Source organism: Halobacillus sp. A1, from assembly GCF_024189295.1.
Lineage (GTDB): Bacteria > Bacillota > Bacilli > Bacillales > Halobacillaceae > Halobacillus_A.
Genome location: NZ_JAIZEN010000004.1, coordinates 146,790 through 163,598, shown reverse-complemented (window position 1 = coordinate 163,598; position 16,809 = coordinate 146,790). Strand labels below are relative to the sequence as shown.

Below are 16,809 nucleotides of genomic sequence, written 5' to 3'. Positions count from 1 at the left end.
TCGCTTGTGAATCATTTACAGAGCAACAACATCATCTTCGTTGGAGGTAAAGGCGGTGTAGGTAAGTCTACTTCGTCTGCTGCCATAGCTGTCGCCTTTGCCAGAGCTGGGCATAAGACGTTAGTTGTTTCTACTGACCCCGCCCATAACTTAGGTGACATTTTCCATAAGAAGATTAAACACGATAAAACCAGACTCGAAGAAAACTTATGGGGAATTGAAGTCGACCCTGGACGAGAGTCCAAGCGATACATTGAAGGTGTCAAAGATAACCTGCAAGGATTGGTCAAGTCCCGTATGGTCGAAGAAGTGCATCGTCAAATCGATATGGCAAGCGCATCACCTGGAGCAGACGAAGCAGCTCTATTTGACCGTTTGATATCCATCATATTGGAGGAATCAGAGCATTTTGACAAAATCGTTTTTGATACGGCGCCCACTGGCCATACGATCCGTTTATTGACCCTTCCTGAACTTATGAGTGTCTGGATAGACGGGATGCTTGAACGCAGAAAGAAAATCACCGACAATTATACACAGTTGCTCAATGATGGAGAGCCTGTGGATGATCCCATTTATGAAATTTTGCAGAAAAGAAAAGAGAAGTTTGCAGCGGTCAGAGAAATTATCCTGGACAGCCGGCAAACGGGTTTCATTTTTGTATTAATCCCTGAACGCCTCCCTATTCTGGAAACCCAACAAGCGATCAAGCAGTTAGACCAGCATCACCTTCATATTAAAACGCTTATCGTTAATAAAGTACTTCCCGATTATGCAGATGGAGTATTTCTAGAAAAAAGGCGCCAGCAGGAGCGGAACTATTTAGGAGAAATCGACCGCACGTTTCCTAAACAGCGGAAGATTCAAGTTCCCCTCTTTGAAGAAGACGTTTCAGATATGGACAAGCTATCAACGTTTGCCGACCATTTAAACCAATTAATGAAGGAGGACACATCTAAATGAAAGCTGTAGTACATGAAGAAGTAGAAGGATTAGAGGGGTTGACCTACCGGGAAATGGACCTTCCTGAAGTTGAACCGACCACAGTAAGAGTAAAGCTTAAAACAGCAGGGTTAAACCGTAGAGATGTAGCCGTCACATCCAGACACAAACCTGAGCAGCCTCCTTTGATTTTAGGATCTGACGGTGCCGGTATCGTAGATGAAGTGGGTGAACATGTGCAGCACGTCAGCAAAGGTGATGAAGTGATTCTAAACCCAGGCATTGGGTGGAAAAATAACAGCGACGCTCCCCCTTCCGGTTTTGAAATCGTCGGACTTCCTGAGCACGGGACTTTTGCAGAGTATATCACTCTTCCCGCGGCTAATATAGAACGAAAGCCGGCGCACTTGAATTGGGAAGAAGCCGGAGTCCTTTCCCTGGCTGCCCTCACTGCTTATCGTGTCCTGTTCACCCGTGCAAAAATTAAGTCCGGCGATACCGTAATGCTTCCGGGAATCGGCAGCGGCGTATTAACCTTTGCATTAAAATTTGCCAAGGCCGCTGGTGCAAGAGTAATTGTCACCTCCCGTAGTGAAGACAAACTCGCTAAAGCTAAAGAATTGGGCGCTGATGTCGGCGTACTGACTGAATCAGATTGGAATGAAGAATTAAAAGAAGAACAAGTCGATGTCCTTGTAGAAAGCATTGGTGCCGCTACTTTTGATAAGTCTCTAGCCATTATCCGCAAAGGCGGTACAATTGTTACGTTCGGAGCCACCACTGATGATGAAGTGACCATCGACATTCGCAAATTTTTCTACGGTCAGTTCAACTTGTTAGGATCGACGATGGGCAGTGCGGAAGAATTCAAAGAACTGCTTGATTTTCTTGAAAAACATAAGATTAAGCCTGAAGTGGACCGCATGTTCCCTCTATCCGACTACAAAGAAGCCTTTGAATATTTACGCGACTCTAAAAACTTCGGAAAAATCGGCTTTACGATATAGAACCTTCCCCCCCTATGAGCTGCTGCATCATAGGGGGTTTCTTTCCCTGGAAATTAGCCATCGTTCTACTTTAATTTCTAAGCTTAAAGCATTGATAATCTCAGCTTAAAATTATAATATTAATAGTATTGACACTGTGACGCGGTAAAGAGCACGGAAAGGAAGTGCGACTATGAGGATATTAATAGTAGATGACGATGAATCCCTTCGTACCATGATGAAAACCTTATGCGAAAAAGATGGACTGAAAGCTGATACGGCAGTTGACGGACGCGATGGCCTCTATTTATTCAACAAGCACCATTACGACATACTTATTGTGGATTATCATATGCCGATTATGGACGGCTTAGAATTTGTTCGGCAAATCCGCTACGAGAACCAGCAAATCCCTATTTTAGTACTTACAGAAGACGACCGTCAGGAAACAGCTGACCGATTCATAAAAGAAGGAGCGACTGACTTTTCCTTGAAGCCGATCAAAGCTCTGGATATCATTTCCCGTATTCACCTTCACATTCAAATTGTCAACATGAGACAGCGTCTAAAAGTAGAAGAAGATGTATATACCGCAAAAGGAATCAGTAAAGGGACCCTCGATTCAATCGCTGCTTACCTTCAAGATCACCATACACCAAAATCAGTGGATGAAATCTCCTCGAGTGTCGGTCTTGCTTACCCGACGGTATACAGATATTTGATGCATCTGCTGGAAGAAGGAAAAGTGAAACAAGTCGTCCGACACCAGAAAATCGGCCGCCCAAAAAAATTATATGAATGGTACACCCACTAAAAATGAAAAGAAACGCCCCAGGTCGACTGGCGGCGTTTTTGTTTGTTCAATGAGACAGTCACTTATACAAGTCCACACTTATTTTGCCTCTTTAGACGGCTTGTCCGCCCCCATATTTCCCAATAACAATTCACACCTCCCCGTGGTAACATATACATAAGGAATCTTTCTTCTTTAGTCGAGGAAGGAAGATAAAACCGAATTTCTGATTTCGCTTCCCGTGTTGTTGTCAGTTGCGTTCAAGTTACTTATAACATGTCAGGAAACGAAACCGTTCCCACAGACGGCGATACCGCAGAGTCTGGCCGATGCTGAGGGAGCTGTTCACTATTTGACCCCCCTTTTTCCAATAGCCGGTAGCCTTCCAGGTTACCGGCCTTTTTTTTCCGTTTTGATATTCATATAAGCTCCCTATAGCGGAAGACTCAGTTTCGAGACGACCGTGCTATTTCCGCCACAAAAATAGTGCTTGAAGGTCCGGGAAATCACTCGCTTTCCATGGGCGTACGGTGAGCTTCCTCGGGCTAACGCCCTGTGGGATCTCACCATGTACTGTTCTCCCATAGGAGTCTCGCGATTTCCCGGACCTTCTTGCGTTTTTGTGAGGATAACGGAAACACCTTATGCGGTGCTTTACATAAATAATAACTGCTTTTGAGTAATAACCAGCGAGACTTCTGTATGCAAGAATATGTTTGGACCTACCTTAAAGTGTAGGTTTTATAACTAAAATGCTATAAGCATACCACTGGAGTTTAATACTCACATTATTACTAAAAAGCTTTATTAAAGCGACTTAGAGAAGCACATCTTTAATAAGGGCGGCGGGGAATGGGGAGACTCCTGTGGGAAGAGAGTGCTTGGTGAGATCCCGCAGGACGGGACGTCCGAGGAAGCTCACCGCGCTCCCACGGAAAGCGAGCCATTCCCCGCCGCCCTGACCCACTCACCCAATGTCTCTAATTCAAGACTTCCACTATCCTGCCTTATTGTTGAATAACTTACTTATCAATATCAACAACCACCTTTAACATAGCCTTTCTTTAAATAGAAAATAACCCCTCTATCCTGCCTCTCCCTTCTCATTTAAAAGGAATTGAACATGGGAATGTAGAATATTTGAATTACAACTAAAAAAAGAGAGGGATACCCCATGCTGAACTATTATAATCGATTATCCACTGAAATCTATGCTTTCGATAAACCAATTGGGCACTCATTTGGTGATGTTGAATATTACTCTCATCGGTTATCTAACATCGATGGTAAAATCCTGGAACCTGCTGTAGGAACTGGGAGAATTCTCATTCCTTTGCTGGAAAAGGGTTTAAACGTAGAAGGGTTTGATATATCTAGTGAAATGCTGGAGGTATGTCAACGCAATTGCGAAGATCGCCAGCTCTCTACACACTTGTTTAAGGCAACTATGGAATCCTTTCGATTAGATGAGCAATATGCCGCTATTATTATACCGACAGGGACATTTTTACTATTGGAGAAACGAGAAGACTCTCTGAATGCCCTGAAGAATTTCCATCAGCATTTAACTCCGGGAGGACGATTGATAGTGGACATCTTCATACCTAAAAAATTTCCTGTAGGCCAAGTGTTTACAAGAACTTGGGAATTACCTGCTGGAGAGGTCGTAACCCTTGAAGAAAAGCTGACTGATGTAGACTTCCTAAACCAAGTGACTGTTTCTCATAACCGTTATGAAAAGTGGAGAAATGGGACACTCATCCAAACAGAATTGGAACGCTTCCCTTTGAGGTGGTACGGAGTTGAAGAATTCAGATTGATTTTAGAAGCTTTAGGATTTGAAGATATAGTGGTATCGAGTAATTATGAATACAGTAAAGAACCTGGATCCGATACAGAAACGCTCACTTTCGAAGCGAAACGGAAGAAATAATATGGGCATTGTTTCATGATGTCGTTGAGTCTCTGCGGCTAGCTCCCGCAGAGTTACAGCTCAATAATGCTCCCCTGCATTTTACTTTCCATTCCTCGCTTTAAAAAGCAGTAATTCACAAGAAAGTTTTACAAAGCATAAAAAAGAAGCCAAGTCCATTGACTCAGCCCCTCTCATTAATTTTACTTACGGCGAAAAACCTCAAAGAAATCAATGAAAGCCTGCACCATCGCTATCGATTGAAAAGTGATCAAGCTTAACGCTGTTAATGAGAAAAACCCGATAAATAGAAACCTCGCAGCATGGAGTCCATGTAACCAAGCCATTTGATATTCCTCCTTATGGATAAACCCTCTTGTAGCGGATAAACTCATTCTACTCCTCTTTCAAATTTTTTCAAGGGGTTTCTTTGTCGAACGATTTTAATCATCGATTTGCTTGTACATTCCCCACCAGGGGCGCGCCCTTTCAAGCTGGCCCGCTAGTCTGAATAATAAAGCTTCTTCCCCAAAACGCCCCATAAAATGTGAGCCGATTGGTAAATTATTTTCTCCCCAATACAGCGGCACGCTCATCGCGGGCTGCCCCGTAACGTTAGCAACGGGAGTGAGGTGAGCATAATTAGAAGATACCTCAAGAATATCATCAACATGTTTTTTGCTCCCATTGTATTCTCCAAGCGGCAAAGGGGTTTTTGAATTTACCGGATGCAGCAGCACATCATAGGTTTCAAAGAATTGATGAACCTTTATACTTTCATCAAATAAAAACTGCCGCGCTTCTTCATATTCGAAAACCGTGAATCTTTCACTCTTCTCGATCATGGTATAAAGCAACCGTTCGACGTTTTTTGATGTGATTTCTTTGTTGTTCAACCTGGCCGCATTTTTCACTGCCAGAGCTCCCCCTACCACCCATACCGTCACATAGGCATTCATAAAACGATGAAGATCGAAATCAGGGTAAGCGATTTCTACGTGGTGACCGAGCTCCTCACAAAGCTCTGCCGTAGACTGGATGGCACGCTGCACTTCCGGGCCAATATCCATAAGGGAACCGAAATCAGCCATATACGCGATCTTCAATGGAGGGGGATCCTCCTCAGTATATCTTTGAAAAGGTGCTCCCTTTTCTGGTGTAGAAAACGAATCACCAAGCTGCGGACCTTCAAGGACATCCAATAAAGCAGCACTATCCCTTACCGATCTGGTCACCGCATGATGCACAGCTAAGCTGTTAATCCTCATAGACATCGGGGTGCGGCCGCGGGTCGGCTTTAAACCGAACAGGCCGCAGCAAGAGGCTGGAATTCGTATTGATCCCCCTCCATCACTGGCATGAGCAAATGGAATCATACCAGAAGCAACAGCTGCCGCGGCTCCTCCACTTGAACCTCCAGGAGAAAAATTAGAATTCCATGGGTTTTTAGTGAATCCGAGAAACTCAGACTCGGTAGCAGGTGTAAAACCAAACTCAGGGGTATTTGTTTTTCCGATGATGGATAGTCCAGCTTTTTTGTAGCGCCGTACAATTTCGTCGTCTGCACCGGCATGAAAACCTTCCATGATTTTCGATCCTAAGGACAGCGGCTCCCCTTTCACGGCATTAAGATCCTTTATGAGAAAAGGAAAACCTCCGTATGGTCCTTTAGATTCGTCCCATTCACCATTAAAATTATCGAACATCGTATGTACGACCGCTTGTAAATCAGGGTTCTTTTTTATTAGCTTTTCCTTATAATGCTCATTGACTTCTGATAGTTTCAATTGATTTTTTTTCAGGAGTTCAAGCTGTGCCACTCCATCTAATTGATTGAGGTCATGAATCATGAAACCCCTCCTCTCGTAAAGTGCAAGACTACTTATGCCTGGTCAATTCATATTGCAACTTTTCCATAACCTCTAAGTACTGGAGTGTAGCCCTATGGAAACCTTCAAATGATTCGTCCTGTTCAACTATTTTCATGAATGCTTCAACTTGCAGGCTGTATTGGTCACCAAATTCAGTAAAGCTCTGTTCCCCATTCTCATTAACTACTGTAATTCGGCCCTGGTGATTTTGCTTATCAGGACGGTATGCATCATGTACGGTGATGATCCCCTTCGTTCCGATCACTTGATATTCATTTCTAGCGGCCGCGTCAAACCCGCAGTCAATTTGAACCAGAACACCATTTCCTAATAAAAGCGTGGCTGCAGCTGATGTATCAATACCGAGTTCTGGATCGATTTTGCCGAGGATTGTTGTATTAAGCACTTCTTCATTCATTATATTCAGTGCGGAGTGAACGCCATAACAGCCTACATCCCAAAGAGATCCTCCACCTTTATCAGGGTCGAGACGAATATTATCATTTGATCTGTCGAAATGAAAAGAAAAACTTGCACGGATGAGGGAAACTTCCCCAACCCGCCCTTCTTCGATCAGTTGTTTTACTTTATTATGCTGAGGATGGAACTGATACATGAACGCTTCTAAAAAGTGCACGTCATTAGCTGCACAACATTCTATCATTTTCTCCGCATCTTTTCGTGTTAGCGCAGCCGGCTTTTCACATAGTACGTGTTTACCCGCCCGAGCAGCTTTTATCGTCCATTCCTTATGTAGATGGTTGGGTAAGGGAATATAAACGGCCTCAACGCCCGAGTCCTCCAGAAGTGCTTCGTAAGTATTATAGGCTTTAGGAATATTGAATTGGTCGGCAGCTTCTTCTTCTTTTCCACTTTGACTTGCAATGGCTGCTACCTCCGCACCTTCCGTCCGCTGGATGGCAGGGATCAATGTCTTTTTTGCTATATTTGCTGTGCTCATGATTCCCCATTTCATAAATACAATTCCTCCCTATTCATCTAGTTTGTCTAAGATTATACCACTTCTCCTCAACTTCACCGAAGTCCTGAACCACCTATTTTAATCACAATGGCGAGTATTCACCTTGCATAAAACCGGTAAGGTATTTTTCACCGGTTATGTCCCATTGACTGTTCTGCTATAAGCTGCTTTCTGAACAAGGTCATTCAATTGATCGGACATAACCTGCAGTGAATAGGCGTGTGTATTGATCTGCTCCATAGAATCTTTCTGCTGTTTTTAGGATGCGGCAATTTCACCATTTTGTGTTTCGGCGTCTCTGGCAAATGAGGCGAACTCTAAAAATGATCGAGCCGCCTGCTCAGAGCCAGCAAATAACTCTTCGGAGGCAGCACTGACTTCCTGGATTTGTCTCTCAACCTTTTCTGTGCTTTCTACAATTCTTTCAAATAAGCTCTGAGTGTCTTTTATAGTTTCATTCCCTTCTTCCATTTCCACCTTGCTTTGATCAGATGAGAAAACTGCGTTTGAAATTTGGGCCTGAATCTCCTCTACAATACTAGAAATGTTTGCTGCTGCTTTTTCAGACTGGGAAGCTAGTGTTCTTACTTCCTGGGCAACGACACTGAATCCTTTCCCAGCCTCGCCTGCTCTTGCCGCTTCAATTGCAGCATTTAATGCAAGAAGATTTGTCCTCTCTGTAATGCTTGTAATTTCAGCACTCATGCTGCCGATGTCTTTGGACCGTTCCTTTAAGCTGATTATTATATCAGATGTGTCATCCATTGTTTCCTGAATGAAACTCATTTCCCTGCTCGTCTGATCCAGTGAATCTTTTCCTTTTACAGCTAATCGTTTTGTTTCCGAAGCAGCTTCTGATACAGCAGCAGTACTCTGTGTCATTTGTTCAATTCCTTGCTGAATCTCTTTTATACTTAACATGCTCTCTTCCGCTTTTTGAGTATGACTCTGCGAATTCACATTCATCTTTTCAATAATTGAATTTACATGGGCAGAAGCATCTGAAGAATCATGGGATGAATGGTGCAGCACCTTCACCGTGTCCAGCACTTGGAGGGAGGCTTTCTCTACATTGCTCAACATCTGTGTCAATTGGGCTTCTATAGTCGATTGCTCAGCCTGGATTGCATCCACAAATACATTCTTTTTGTAAACCTGAAAGGAAGTTCCTGCTGAAGTAAGAACAAGGTAAAAGGCGTGCAAAGCGAACATCACCCACGAATAATCCGGAGAACCGTAAACAAATTCTGTACCAGCGAACATAGCTGTCAGATGCTGGACAGCAAATATACCGCTCATCAATGTAATCAATTTGACCTGATCGTAGTCAGCATAACCGTTATGAGCCAGGGAATACTCTTGTGTTCATTGTTATATCTGTACATGGCTAAAGTGCTGGCAAACAAAAGGATAGGAATCATTAAACCTATGTATAAAGCTCCGGAATATCCATCCATGCCAGCTTGGCTCCAATTCATCAGGTGCATTCTATGGAGCGCCTGAATTCCAATAGTAATTAAAATCCCTATCCCCGAAAATATCAGCATCACTTTATTTTTTTGTGCAATCATATACCCATTCCTTTCTTTGGAACTGCTTTATTATGTTTTAAGACTTTTGATTTAGGTAATTGTACACCCAACACGTATATAACCTTTGTATGATATTCATAAACCTTTTGTAAATCATTCTTCAGAAATTAGCTTTGATCAATATAAGAGCCAATAGGTTTAAGATATATTCGTTTATTAATTATCCAAACGGGAATCCTATAAATAATTTAAAACGCAGGATTTTCATAAGAGGGAATCAATGGTAAGTCAGTAACCGGGTAGACTTGAGTCAGAGGTTAGTTTGGGATTGGGAAAGGCTCGCTCTCGGGCTTTTGTACTCCGGGGTCTCACCCAACACTAATTCCGTCAGGCCCTTCCCAAACGTTCCTCACGATATAATTGTGTTGGCAATCACCCCTGTTCAATCCAATCTAACAAGGTGAAAACAGCGGCGAACAAACTACTATGAACAGTTCCATAATCTCTTTATGATCATGGAATCGTAACATCAGATTACGTAGGAGTTTTGGAAATGGCGGGACTTCTGCAAGAATGAATAAACTAGCTCCAGCCCGGAAAAATTTTCACCCTTTCTTCTCTTTCTGTTCGGTTTTCACCCCAAAAGAACTCTTTTTCACGTGAAACAATGCTTCAGATGTTCCGTCTTACAATACACCAGAAGTTCTAGGAAATGCGGCGAGGACCCTATGGGATGACAGTACATACTCAGACCTATCAGGGCATTACTTTCATGGTAATTCGACCTATGGCCATGGAAAACGACAGGCTTCAAACTTCACTCTCAGGAACGTAAATATGCAAATCCTGGCCTACAGATGCTTGTATGAAAAAATAAATACTTAAAGTTACCAGAGACACTTTAAAAGGAGATGAATAAAGTGCACACTCACCCGCTTCGCAATTCATTGCTCGCTGCAGCCTTCCTTTTTTTCAATAGCTTACCCTTCTTCTTTATGAATGGGATTGTTGTTGAGAATATAAGCCGAAGTGCTATTGCTTTTGTCTTCATCCCTTTGTGGATCATATTCGCCAATAAACATTCTCTTTGGTTCCATAAATCCCTGCGCTGGGTTGTTGCGATGAGTCATAAGCTCGCAGCAAGCATAGCTGTATTTACTATAGGTGTCCTTATCAGCTATGAGGCCTTGAACTTCATTCCTTCAAGAGCAGGGTTCATCTTCCACCTGGTCATCCTTAGTCTAAGCTCTCTTATTTATTGGGCCCCGCTACTATTAAGATGTACGTTTTACAAAGAAAGAGCTTTTTCTGATCGCGCTGTTTATTTCGCCATAACTACTGCCTTGTTTTTCATTTATCACCAAGCTGCTTTTTTATATTATAAGAGTTCTCCAACCTTTGTTTTCATGGCTGCCGGTCTGACCGTCATGACTTTCACACTCCTGCATCTATGCATTAAATGGCATCAATCAGAGAAAACGATAGATCGAAGCACCGTGGAAGGGTATATCCGTCCACTGGAAAAGAAATCATAAAAAAAGACAGGCCTTATGCCTGTCTAAAAAGGGTCATTATCTGGGTGTCATAAAGTGCTGCGTCCAATACGTGCCGTATCTGTCACCACTCTCTTCGACATACCCGACTCCGATATGTGTAAAATCTTCTTTCATAATATTCTCACGGTGACCTGGACTATTCATCCACCCTTCCACTACTTGTTCGGGACTACGCTGTCCAGCCGCAATGTTCTCTCCTGCAGACCAATAAGAAAAATCATATTGGTTCATCATGTCAAAAGGAGACCCATACGTAGGGGAAGTATGATCGAAATAATCATTGTCCGCCATGTCTTGTGATTTCAAACGAGCTAAGTCGCTTAATCGGTCGTACATTTCCAAAGGCTCAAGCCCTTCTTTAGCCCGTTCCTCGTTTACTAGCTCAACAACTTTCCCTTCAAATTCTGAAGGTTCTTGTGAATCTAAAGAATCAGGGGATGACTGCTCTTCCTCATTTACTAGCTCAACAACTTTCCCTTCAAATTCTGAAGGTTCTTGTGAATCTAAAGAATCAGGGGATGACTGCTCTTCCTCATTTACTTCTCTTTCATCTTTATCTAACTGCTCAAATTCCCGCTGCTCAGGTATATCTTCTTCTGGAGGAAGTTCTTCAGGATTGAACAATTTTTCTAAATTCGATTCAAACTCCTCCATCGTTATGTCTTGTTCAGACAACCATCCCTTTATATTGTTCGTCCATTTTTCAATCGTCGATGGGACATTATTTTCTGATTTCCACAGTTGATCAGCTAAGGCTGGAGTGGCAATAGATACCATAAACAAAACAGCGGCAAAGACAAACAGGTACTTCTTTATCATAAATGTCCACTCCTTGTTCTTATTACCTTAAGTATTTCATGACTACATCCCATCCACAAGTGGCTGGTGAAAGAAAACCTCCGTGTAATTGATGGTTCTCTCTCCAGCTATTTCTATATTACCCTTTTCTTCTTTAAACTAAAACAAGCCTCCCCTTACAGTGTATGTAAGGGGAAAGCTTAATGTATCTTAATATTTCCTTTGATGATGGAAGCTCGGTTCAATGAAAAGTCCAAATCGCGGGAGAATTTCTTCAGCCTTTTCTCTTCCACAGGATTGACGAGAGAAATGACGGTTCCAGACACAGCTCCGAGCCTTGCCGTACGGCCGGCACGATGGATATAACTCGCTCCGTCATTTGGAACATCCAAATTAACAATGTGCGTGATATCTTTAATATCGAGCCCCCGCGCTGCCACATCTGTGCCAAGCAGCAAATTGTACTCGCCATTTCTGAATCCACGTAGAGCCTTAGCTCGCTGTTCCTTATTTGCCTCACTATGAATCAATCCGAGATTCAAACCTTTGAATTTCAATTTTTCTTCATAAACACTCAAGCTGGCTATATCTCTCATAAAAGTAAGACCTTTAAAGTCTTCCATTCGTGCAAGCTTACGCAGTAACTCTATTTTTTCACGGTCTTCACACGGAATGTAAAGGTGCTGAACCTCCGGCTTCAATATTTCTTCCTCTACACGAATGACTTCGGGTTCCTTCATGAATTCTTGAGCCAGAACTTCAACCTCTTCCGGGAGAGTGGCCGAAAAAAGCAGAATTTGTCTTTCTTTCAACGTACTCTTTATAATATTTTTGACCGTTTGCAGGTGTTCAGGAACGAGCAGCTGATCGGCTTCATCAAATACTAATGTTTTAATTTCGTGAGCCTTCAATTTTTTCTTTTGAATCAGTTCGTAAACGCGTCCGGGAGTACCTACTACCAGCTGAGGCTTTTTCTTCAGTTTATCAATTTGCCGTTTCACATTGGCTCCTCCAATGAGGGATATACTGTTCACACCGCTTCCTTTGGACCAGAGCTGTACTTCCTGATGAATTTGCATAACCAATTCATGTGAAGAAGCTAAAATGAGAACTTGTGTATGTTTTTTCTCAACATCTATCTTTTGCAGCAGAGGGATAAGATACGCTAAAGTTTTGCCGCTTCCTGTGGGAGCCTCCGCGACGAGGTCCTCACCGTTTAGGATGAATGGGATACTCTCCGTCTGCACGGCAGTCGGCTGGGTGAACTGTGACTGCTCCCATACCTCTTTAGTTGTGGGCAGCATTTCCTGCAGCCATGTCGGTTGATTTGATTGAGTCATCGTAATAGATTCTCCTTTTCATTAAGGCTTTGTTAAAGTTCCGTGTTGATATTCATATAAGCTCCCTCGTAGTGGAAGACTCAGTTTCGAGACATAATGAGAATTTAGGGGCTCCGGGAAACGGATCGCTTTCCGGGGGGCGGGCGCTGAGCCTCCTCGAGCTTCGCTCTCCGGGGTCTCACCTGTCCCGCTCCTCCCCCAGGAGTCTCACCGTTTCCCTCCGCTCCTCTACCTTATAAGTATCTCGAAACCACTTCAAGAAAAATCAAACTGATTCTCATTGCTAGTGCTCATGTTGAAAAAACGTTGCTATAGAGCGCCATATTCTCAAAGGACCGAAATGAAAGACGCTTCTCCTGAATGAACGTGGTTCTTTTTCCCACTTAATTCGCATGGGGTGTTGGGAAACAGTGATACTCCATTTTAGAAACGATAGCGCTTCGTTCAAAATCGTATGAGCTGCCGGAAATGAAGGAAACACGAAGACCATAGTGATTCGATGTTAACTTACAAAACTCGTTAGTCACTAAGCGCTTTAGCTGGAATACTCAATGAGCGCAGAAGTCTTTTTAATCCAATGCCAAGAGGGTTCGTTTCTCACCTTCATCGATTGGGGGTGTGGTGAAGCTGCGAGACTCCCGTGGGAGAAGGATGTAGGCGAGATTCCACAGGGCTGCAAGCCCGGGGAATCTCGCCACCTCCCCCACAGGAAAGCGAGTAGCACAACAACCCCTGACTCTCAACACGGCAACGAACCCATACTATCTCGAAATCAAGTCTTCCGCTATCCTGCCATATTGTTGAATAACTCACTTATCAATATCAACAACCACCTCTAACATTGCCTTCATAAAAAACAGGCCTCCACATAATGCTATGGAGAGACCTCTTTACGCTCTTTATTCTTATTAATGATTATATCATAAAGGAGAACGAAACATTCAGATGAACTACTGTTTTTCGATAAAATCCTTCATTTTATCCAAGTGGTTTTGATCCTCTTTCTTAATGATCTTTTTGATCATCGGCTTAGCCAGCTTATTTCGTAATCCCTTAGTAAATAATTCACCTGTGAAACTGACCTTCGTCCCTTCCGTCGTTTCTAGAAAAGTATAATGATAATGGAGTTCAAGACCGTTTTGTTCGCTGCTCGCTGTATACGACTTGTTGGAATCAAAGTCAGTTATCTCTATAGTGGAGGCCGCCCTCCTGCCGCGTATCTCCCGAACTTCCTTAAATTGATACCCTTTTCTTACAGGTCCTTCTGTCAACGGTTCCACTTCAACGACAGCCTCCATGATTTGTGGGCTTATTTCGAAATTAGTGGCTGTTTGAAATACTTCTTCAAGAGGTTTTTTGATGATAACAGTACGTTCTAGAAAAGGCATAGTCTTCCCTCCGGTTACAATTGGTTGTTGTAATAATAATTCGTCATGGATCTTTCAAATCCTTTTCCTATGTATGAACTTTTCTTAGATTTCGTCATAAGGCCCAACAAAGCGAGCCATTTCTCCAAGTAAAACAACGAAAAAAGCTTATAAGATTTATTAATAAATCCAGATCGTTCCTGCCATTCGGCTTGCTATGTTAAAATAAGTGCATTCTATTATGAGGAGAGTCATCATGGAGAAAACATTAGATCATATCGGAGTAGCTGTCCGGCAATTAGATGAAACGATCAACTTTTATGAAAATATATTAGGCGCGACTATGATAGACCGTTACCGCAGTGAAGCCCCAGGTGTAGAAAGTGAAATAGCCATTATGGATATTCACGGGGACCGTACCGAATTACTATGCCCTACAAATAATACAACCTCTCCTATCGCACGCTTTATTAAGCAAAAAGGGAAAGGTGTCCATCATATCGCTTATCGGGTAGATGATCTTGAAGATGCATTGCAGGAGTTAAAAGATGAAGGAATTCGAGTTATGGAGGATACTCGTCGCACGAACAAGCACGGAAGGCGTTTAATTTATCTGAACCCCGCAGATACCGAGGGTACCATTATAGAATACTGTGATTATCCAAATGACCAGGAGTGATGACTACTTCTGGTTATTTTTTTATTACATGCATACAAAAGGTCCTCTTCACTCAAGCTAATGAAGTAAATGAGCAACGGAAGAGGTGGCCAAATGGACTGGTTGTCAGTAATCCCTTTTATAGTCGTTATCATAGCTGCAATCTGGACGAAACAGGTTATTCCCAGTTTGTTATTCGGGGTCGTAGTCGCTGGTTACTTAGTAGAACCGCACTGGCTGAGCGGGATGATCAAAACCTTACAATTTATCATGGAAGGGCTGTCCGATGAGAGTAATTTGAAAATCATCATCTTCCTGTACGCCTTCTCTGCTTTAATCGGCTTAATTCGTATGTCAGGCGGCATTAAAGGCTTTGTTAAAGCAGCGACGGAAAGGATCCAAAATAAAAAAGGCGCTTTTATACTCACCTGGATTTCATCCGTGGGTACATTTGCTGCACCAAGCTTTCGGATCGTCACGATCGGACCTGTTATGAAAGCGATGCGTAAAAAAATTCCGATGGCCAAGCAGGAGCTTGCATTTGTCATAGAAACGACAGCTACTCCTTTGGTCGTTATCATACCTGTGGCTACGGCCTTTGTCGGTTATATGACTTCCGTAATCGATCTTTCCTTGCATCAAGCTGATGCTTCTGGTGATGCCTATACCCTTTTCCTTCAAAGTATCCCCTTCAACTTTTTTGCATTCGCTATGCTGATCCTCGGATTTTATCTGAGCTTCTTTCATAGCAGTAAAAAAAGGGCGAATGATAAAGAAAAAACACCTGAAGAAAAGGAAGAAGAGGAAGATGATAAGTGGGAAGACTGCCACCCCGCAGTTATGAAGGATTTGCCCGCAAAACCTTGGAATTTAATTGCACCTCTGATCAGTGTCATTGCTTTGACTTTTCTTTTTATGTATTTCATTGGGGTGGATAACGGAAAATCAGGCTTTGGAGCGTTAATCAATGATGGAGTTCTTGATGCTATGGTTCTGGCTGTCGTCGTCACCATCGTTTGGTTTGTCGTCTTTTTAAAGTTCAAAAAAGAACATCTTAAACGTATGATGGATGGGTTGATTGACGGCGGAAACGATATGATGAACGTCATCATTCTTCTGGCTATGGTATGGGGGCTGAGTAAAGGAACGGAAGCTCTAGAGTTTGCTGAGACGATTTCAGAATCATTCAACTGGATTCCAGAAAATTATGTAGCTGTCGTAGTTTTCATCCTTGGATGCGGATTGTCTTATTTTATCGGGTCGGCGTGGGGTACCTGGGGGATTCTTATGCCTGTGGCCCTATCCATTGCGGTAACAGCCGGGACTTCCCTTCCCGTAGTTATAGGTGCGGTATTTGCCAGTGGCACGTTCGGTGCTTTTTCTTCTCCGCTTAGCGATGATACGAATACGTCTGCCGGTATTTTAAACTTGAATACTATTGAGTATGCTAAATTCAAGCTTAAGCCGGCTTTGATTGCAGCCGGAGTAGCGGCTGCCGGGTATCTAGGCTTATCCTTTTTTATGTAGCCTGACTAAGTACAACTCGTTTGTAGTACAAAAACATTACATCTAATTTTTCGTATGGGGTCCCTTATTTTGAGGGTTCAGTTTCGATATATTCGGACAGTTTCCGTTATGAAAGACAGCGTTTAGAGCTCCGGGAAATCACTCGCTTTCCGTGGGAGCGCGGTGAGCTTCCCACAGGAGTCTCGCAATTTCCCGGAGCTCTTTGCGATTGTTAGAATCACGGAAACATTTGAGATAGAGCTTTGAATGATGTGAAGCTCATTTTGAGTGGTAACGACAAGTCGCCCCGTTTCCACTACCCATTACAAGAAATTGACCTTTTTCACCTAATAGTTGATTGTCTGAAAGGCTAGGTCACTGACTTTTGTTCACTTTATTCCATACCGATTAAGATGGATTGTGATTATTTCCGAGAGAATTTATAGCGGATGGGGCTGAGGGAAACGGTTAGACAATCTCGCTATAGAAGATACGCTGATTAATTGAGAGCTTAAAAGTTTTTAATCCAATTCAAATGGGGTTCGTTTCTAACTTCTATCGAATGG

The 16,809-nt window shown here is 42.8% G+C and carries 15 protein-coding genes; 7 read left to right on the top strand and 8 right to left on the bottom strand.

Going from position 1 to position 16,809, the window contains the following annotated elements; genetic code table 11:
* Positions 1–6: 6 nt before the first annotated feature.
* The 4 genes from LF817_RS06390 (at position 7) to LF817_RS06375 (ending at position 4,654) form a co-directional block, all read left to right on the top strand.
* The gene (locus LF817_RS06390; protein WP_253934950.1) at positions 7–963 is read left to right on the top strand and encodes an ArsA family ATPase; all 957 of its coding nucleotides are present in this window, start codon (positions 7–9) and stop codon (positions 961–963) included.
* Positions 960–1,949 (top strand): zinc-binding dehydrogenase, encoded by a 990-nt coding sequence (locus LF817_RS06385; RefSeq protein ID WP_253934949.1) that lies wholly within the window; start codon positions 960–962, stop codon positions 1,947–1,949. The genes LF817_RS06390 and LF817_RS06385 overlap by 4 nt, the downstream gene beginning before the upstream one ends.
* A 172-nt stretch (positions 1,950–2,121) precedes the next feature.
* Positions 2,122–2,742: a response regulator gene (locus LF817_RS06380; protein WP_253934948.1), complete on the top strand. Its 621-nt coding sequence runs from the start codon at positions 2,122–2,124 to the stop codon at positions 2,740–2,742.
* A 1,153-nt stretch (positions 2,743–3,895) separates the two neighbouring features.
* Positions 3,896–4,654 (top strand): class I SAM-dependent methyltransferase, encoded by a 759-nt coding sequence (locus LF817_RS06375; RefSeq protein ID WP_253934947.1) that lies wholly within the window; start codon positions 3,896–3,898, stop codon positions 4,652–4,654.
* A 182-nt stretch (positions 4,655–4,836) separates the two neighbouring features.
* Here LF817_RS06375 and LF817_RS06370 read toward each other — a convergent pair whose 3' ends face one another.
* The 5 genes from LF817_RS06370 to LF817_RS06350 all read right to left on the bottom strand — a co-directional run bounded on the left by LF817_RS06370 (position 4,837) and on the right by LF817_RS06350 (position 9,057).
* On the bottom strand, positions 4,837–4,980 hold the full coding sequence (locus LF817_RS06370) for a hypothetical protein (RefSeq protein WP_253934946.1): 144 nt from the start codon (positions 4,978–4,980) through the stop codon (positions 4,837–4,839).
* A 96-nt stretch (positions 4,981–5,076) separates the two neighbouring features.
* Positions 5,077–6,483: an amidase gene (locus LF817_RS06365; RefSeq protein WP_253934945.1), complete on the bottom strand. Its 1,407-nt coding sequence runs from the start codon at positions 6,481–6,483 to the stop codon at positions 5,077–5,079.
* Between the two features lie 28 nt (positions 6,484–6,511).
* Positions 6,512–7,480 (bottom strand): Gfo/Idh/MocA family protein, encoded by a 969-nt coding sequence (locus LF817_RS06360; RefSeq protein ID WP_253934944.1) that lies wholly within the window; start codon positions 7,478–7,480, stop codon positions 6,512–6,514.
* A gap of 264 nt (positions 7,481–7,744) precedes the next feature.
* Complete coding sequence (locus tag LF817_RS06355; protein ID WP_253934943.1) at positions 7,745–8,797, bottom strand: methyl-accepting chemotaxis protein; 1,053 nt, start codon at positions 8,795–8,797, stop codon at positions 7,745–7,747.
* Complete coding sequence (locus LF817_RS06350; RefSeq protein WP_253934942.1) at positions 8,794–9,057, bottom strand: hypothetical protein; 264 nt, start codon at positions 9,055–9,057, stop codon at positions 8,794–8,796. Before LF817_RS06350 ends, LF817_RS06355 begins: the two co-directional genes overlap by 4 nt.
* A gap of 881 nt (positions 9,058–9,938) precedes the next feature.
* On the opposite strand from LF817_RS06350, the gene LF817_RS06345 reads away from it, so the two are divergent.
* Positions 9,939–10,553: a hypothetical protein gene (locus LF817_RS06345; protein ID WP_253934941.1), complete on the top strand. Its 615-nt coding sequence runs from the start codon at positions 9,939–9,941 to the stop codon at positions 10,551–10,553.
* A 36-nt stretch (positions 10,554–10,589) separates the two neighbouring features.
* Here LF817_RS06345 and LF817_RS20380 read toward each other — a convergent pair whose 3' ends face one another.
* The 3 genes from LF817_RS20380 to LF817_RS06330 all read right to left on the bottom strand — a co-directional run bounded on the left by LF817_RS20380 (position 10,590) and on the right by LF817_RS06330 (position 14,100).
* Entirely contained in the window at positions 10,590–11,393 is an 804-nt protein-coding gene (locus LF817_RS20380) for a CAP domain-containing protein (RefSeq protein ID WP_371925005.1), read from the bottom strand.
* Between the two features lie 179 nt (positions 11,394–11,572).
* Positions 11,573–12,712, bottom strand: a complete 1,140-nt coding sequence (locus LF817_RS06335; protein ID WP_253934940.1) for a DEAD/DEAH box helicase — start codon at positions 12,710–12,712, stop codon at positions 11,573–11,575.
* A 950-nt stretch (positions 12,713–13,662) separates the two neighbouring features.
* Positions 13,663–14,100 (bottom strand): SRPBCC family protein, encoded by a 438-nt coding sequence (locus LF817_RS06330; protein WP_253934939.1) that lies wholly within the window; start codon positions 14,098–14,100, stop codon positions 13,663–13,665.
* Positions 14,101–14,335: 235 nt separating this feature from the next.
* On the opposite strand from LF817_RS06330, the gene LF817_RS06325 reads away from it, so the two are divergent.
* Positions 14,336–14,758 (top strand): VOC family protein, encoded by a 423-nt coding sequence (locus LF817_RS06325; RefSeq protein ID WP_253934938.1) that lies wholly within the window; start codon positions 14,336–14,338, stop codon positions 14,756–14,758.
* Positions 14,759–14,851: 93 nt separating this feature from the next.
* The gene (locus tag LF817_RS06320; protein WP_253934937.1) at positions 14,852–16,264 is read left to right on the top strand and encodes a Na+/H+ antiporter NhaC family protein; all 1,413 of its coding nucleotides are present in this window, start codon (positions 14,852–14,854) and stop codon (positions 16,262–16,264) included.
* Positions 16,265–16,809 lie beyond the last annotated feature (545 nt).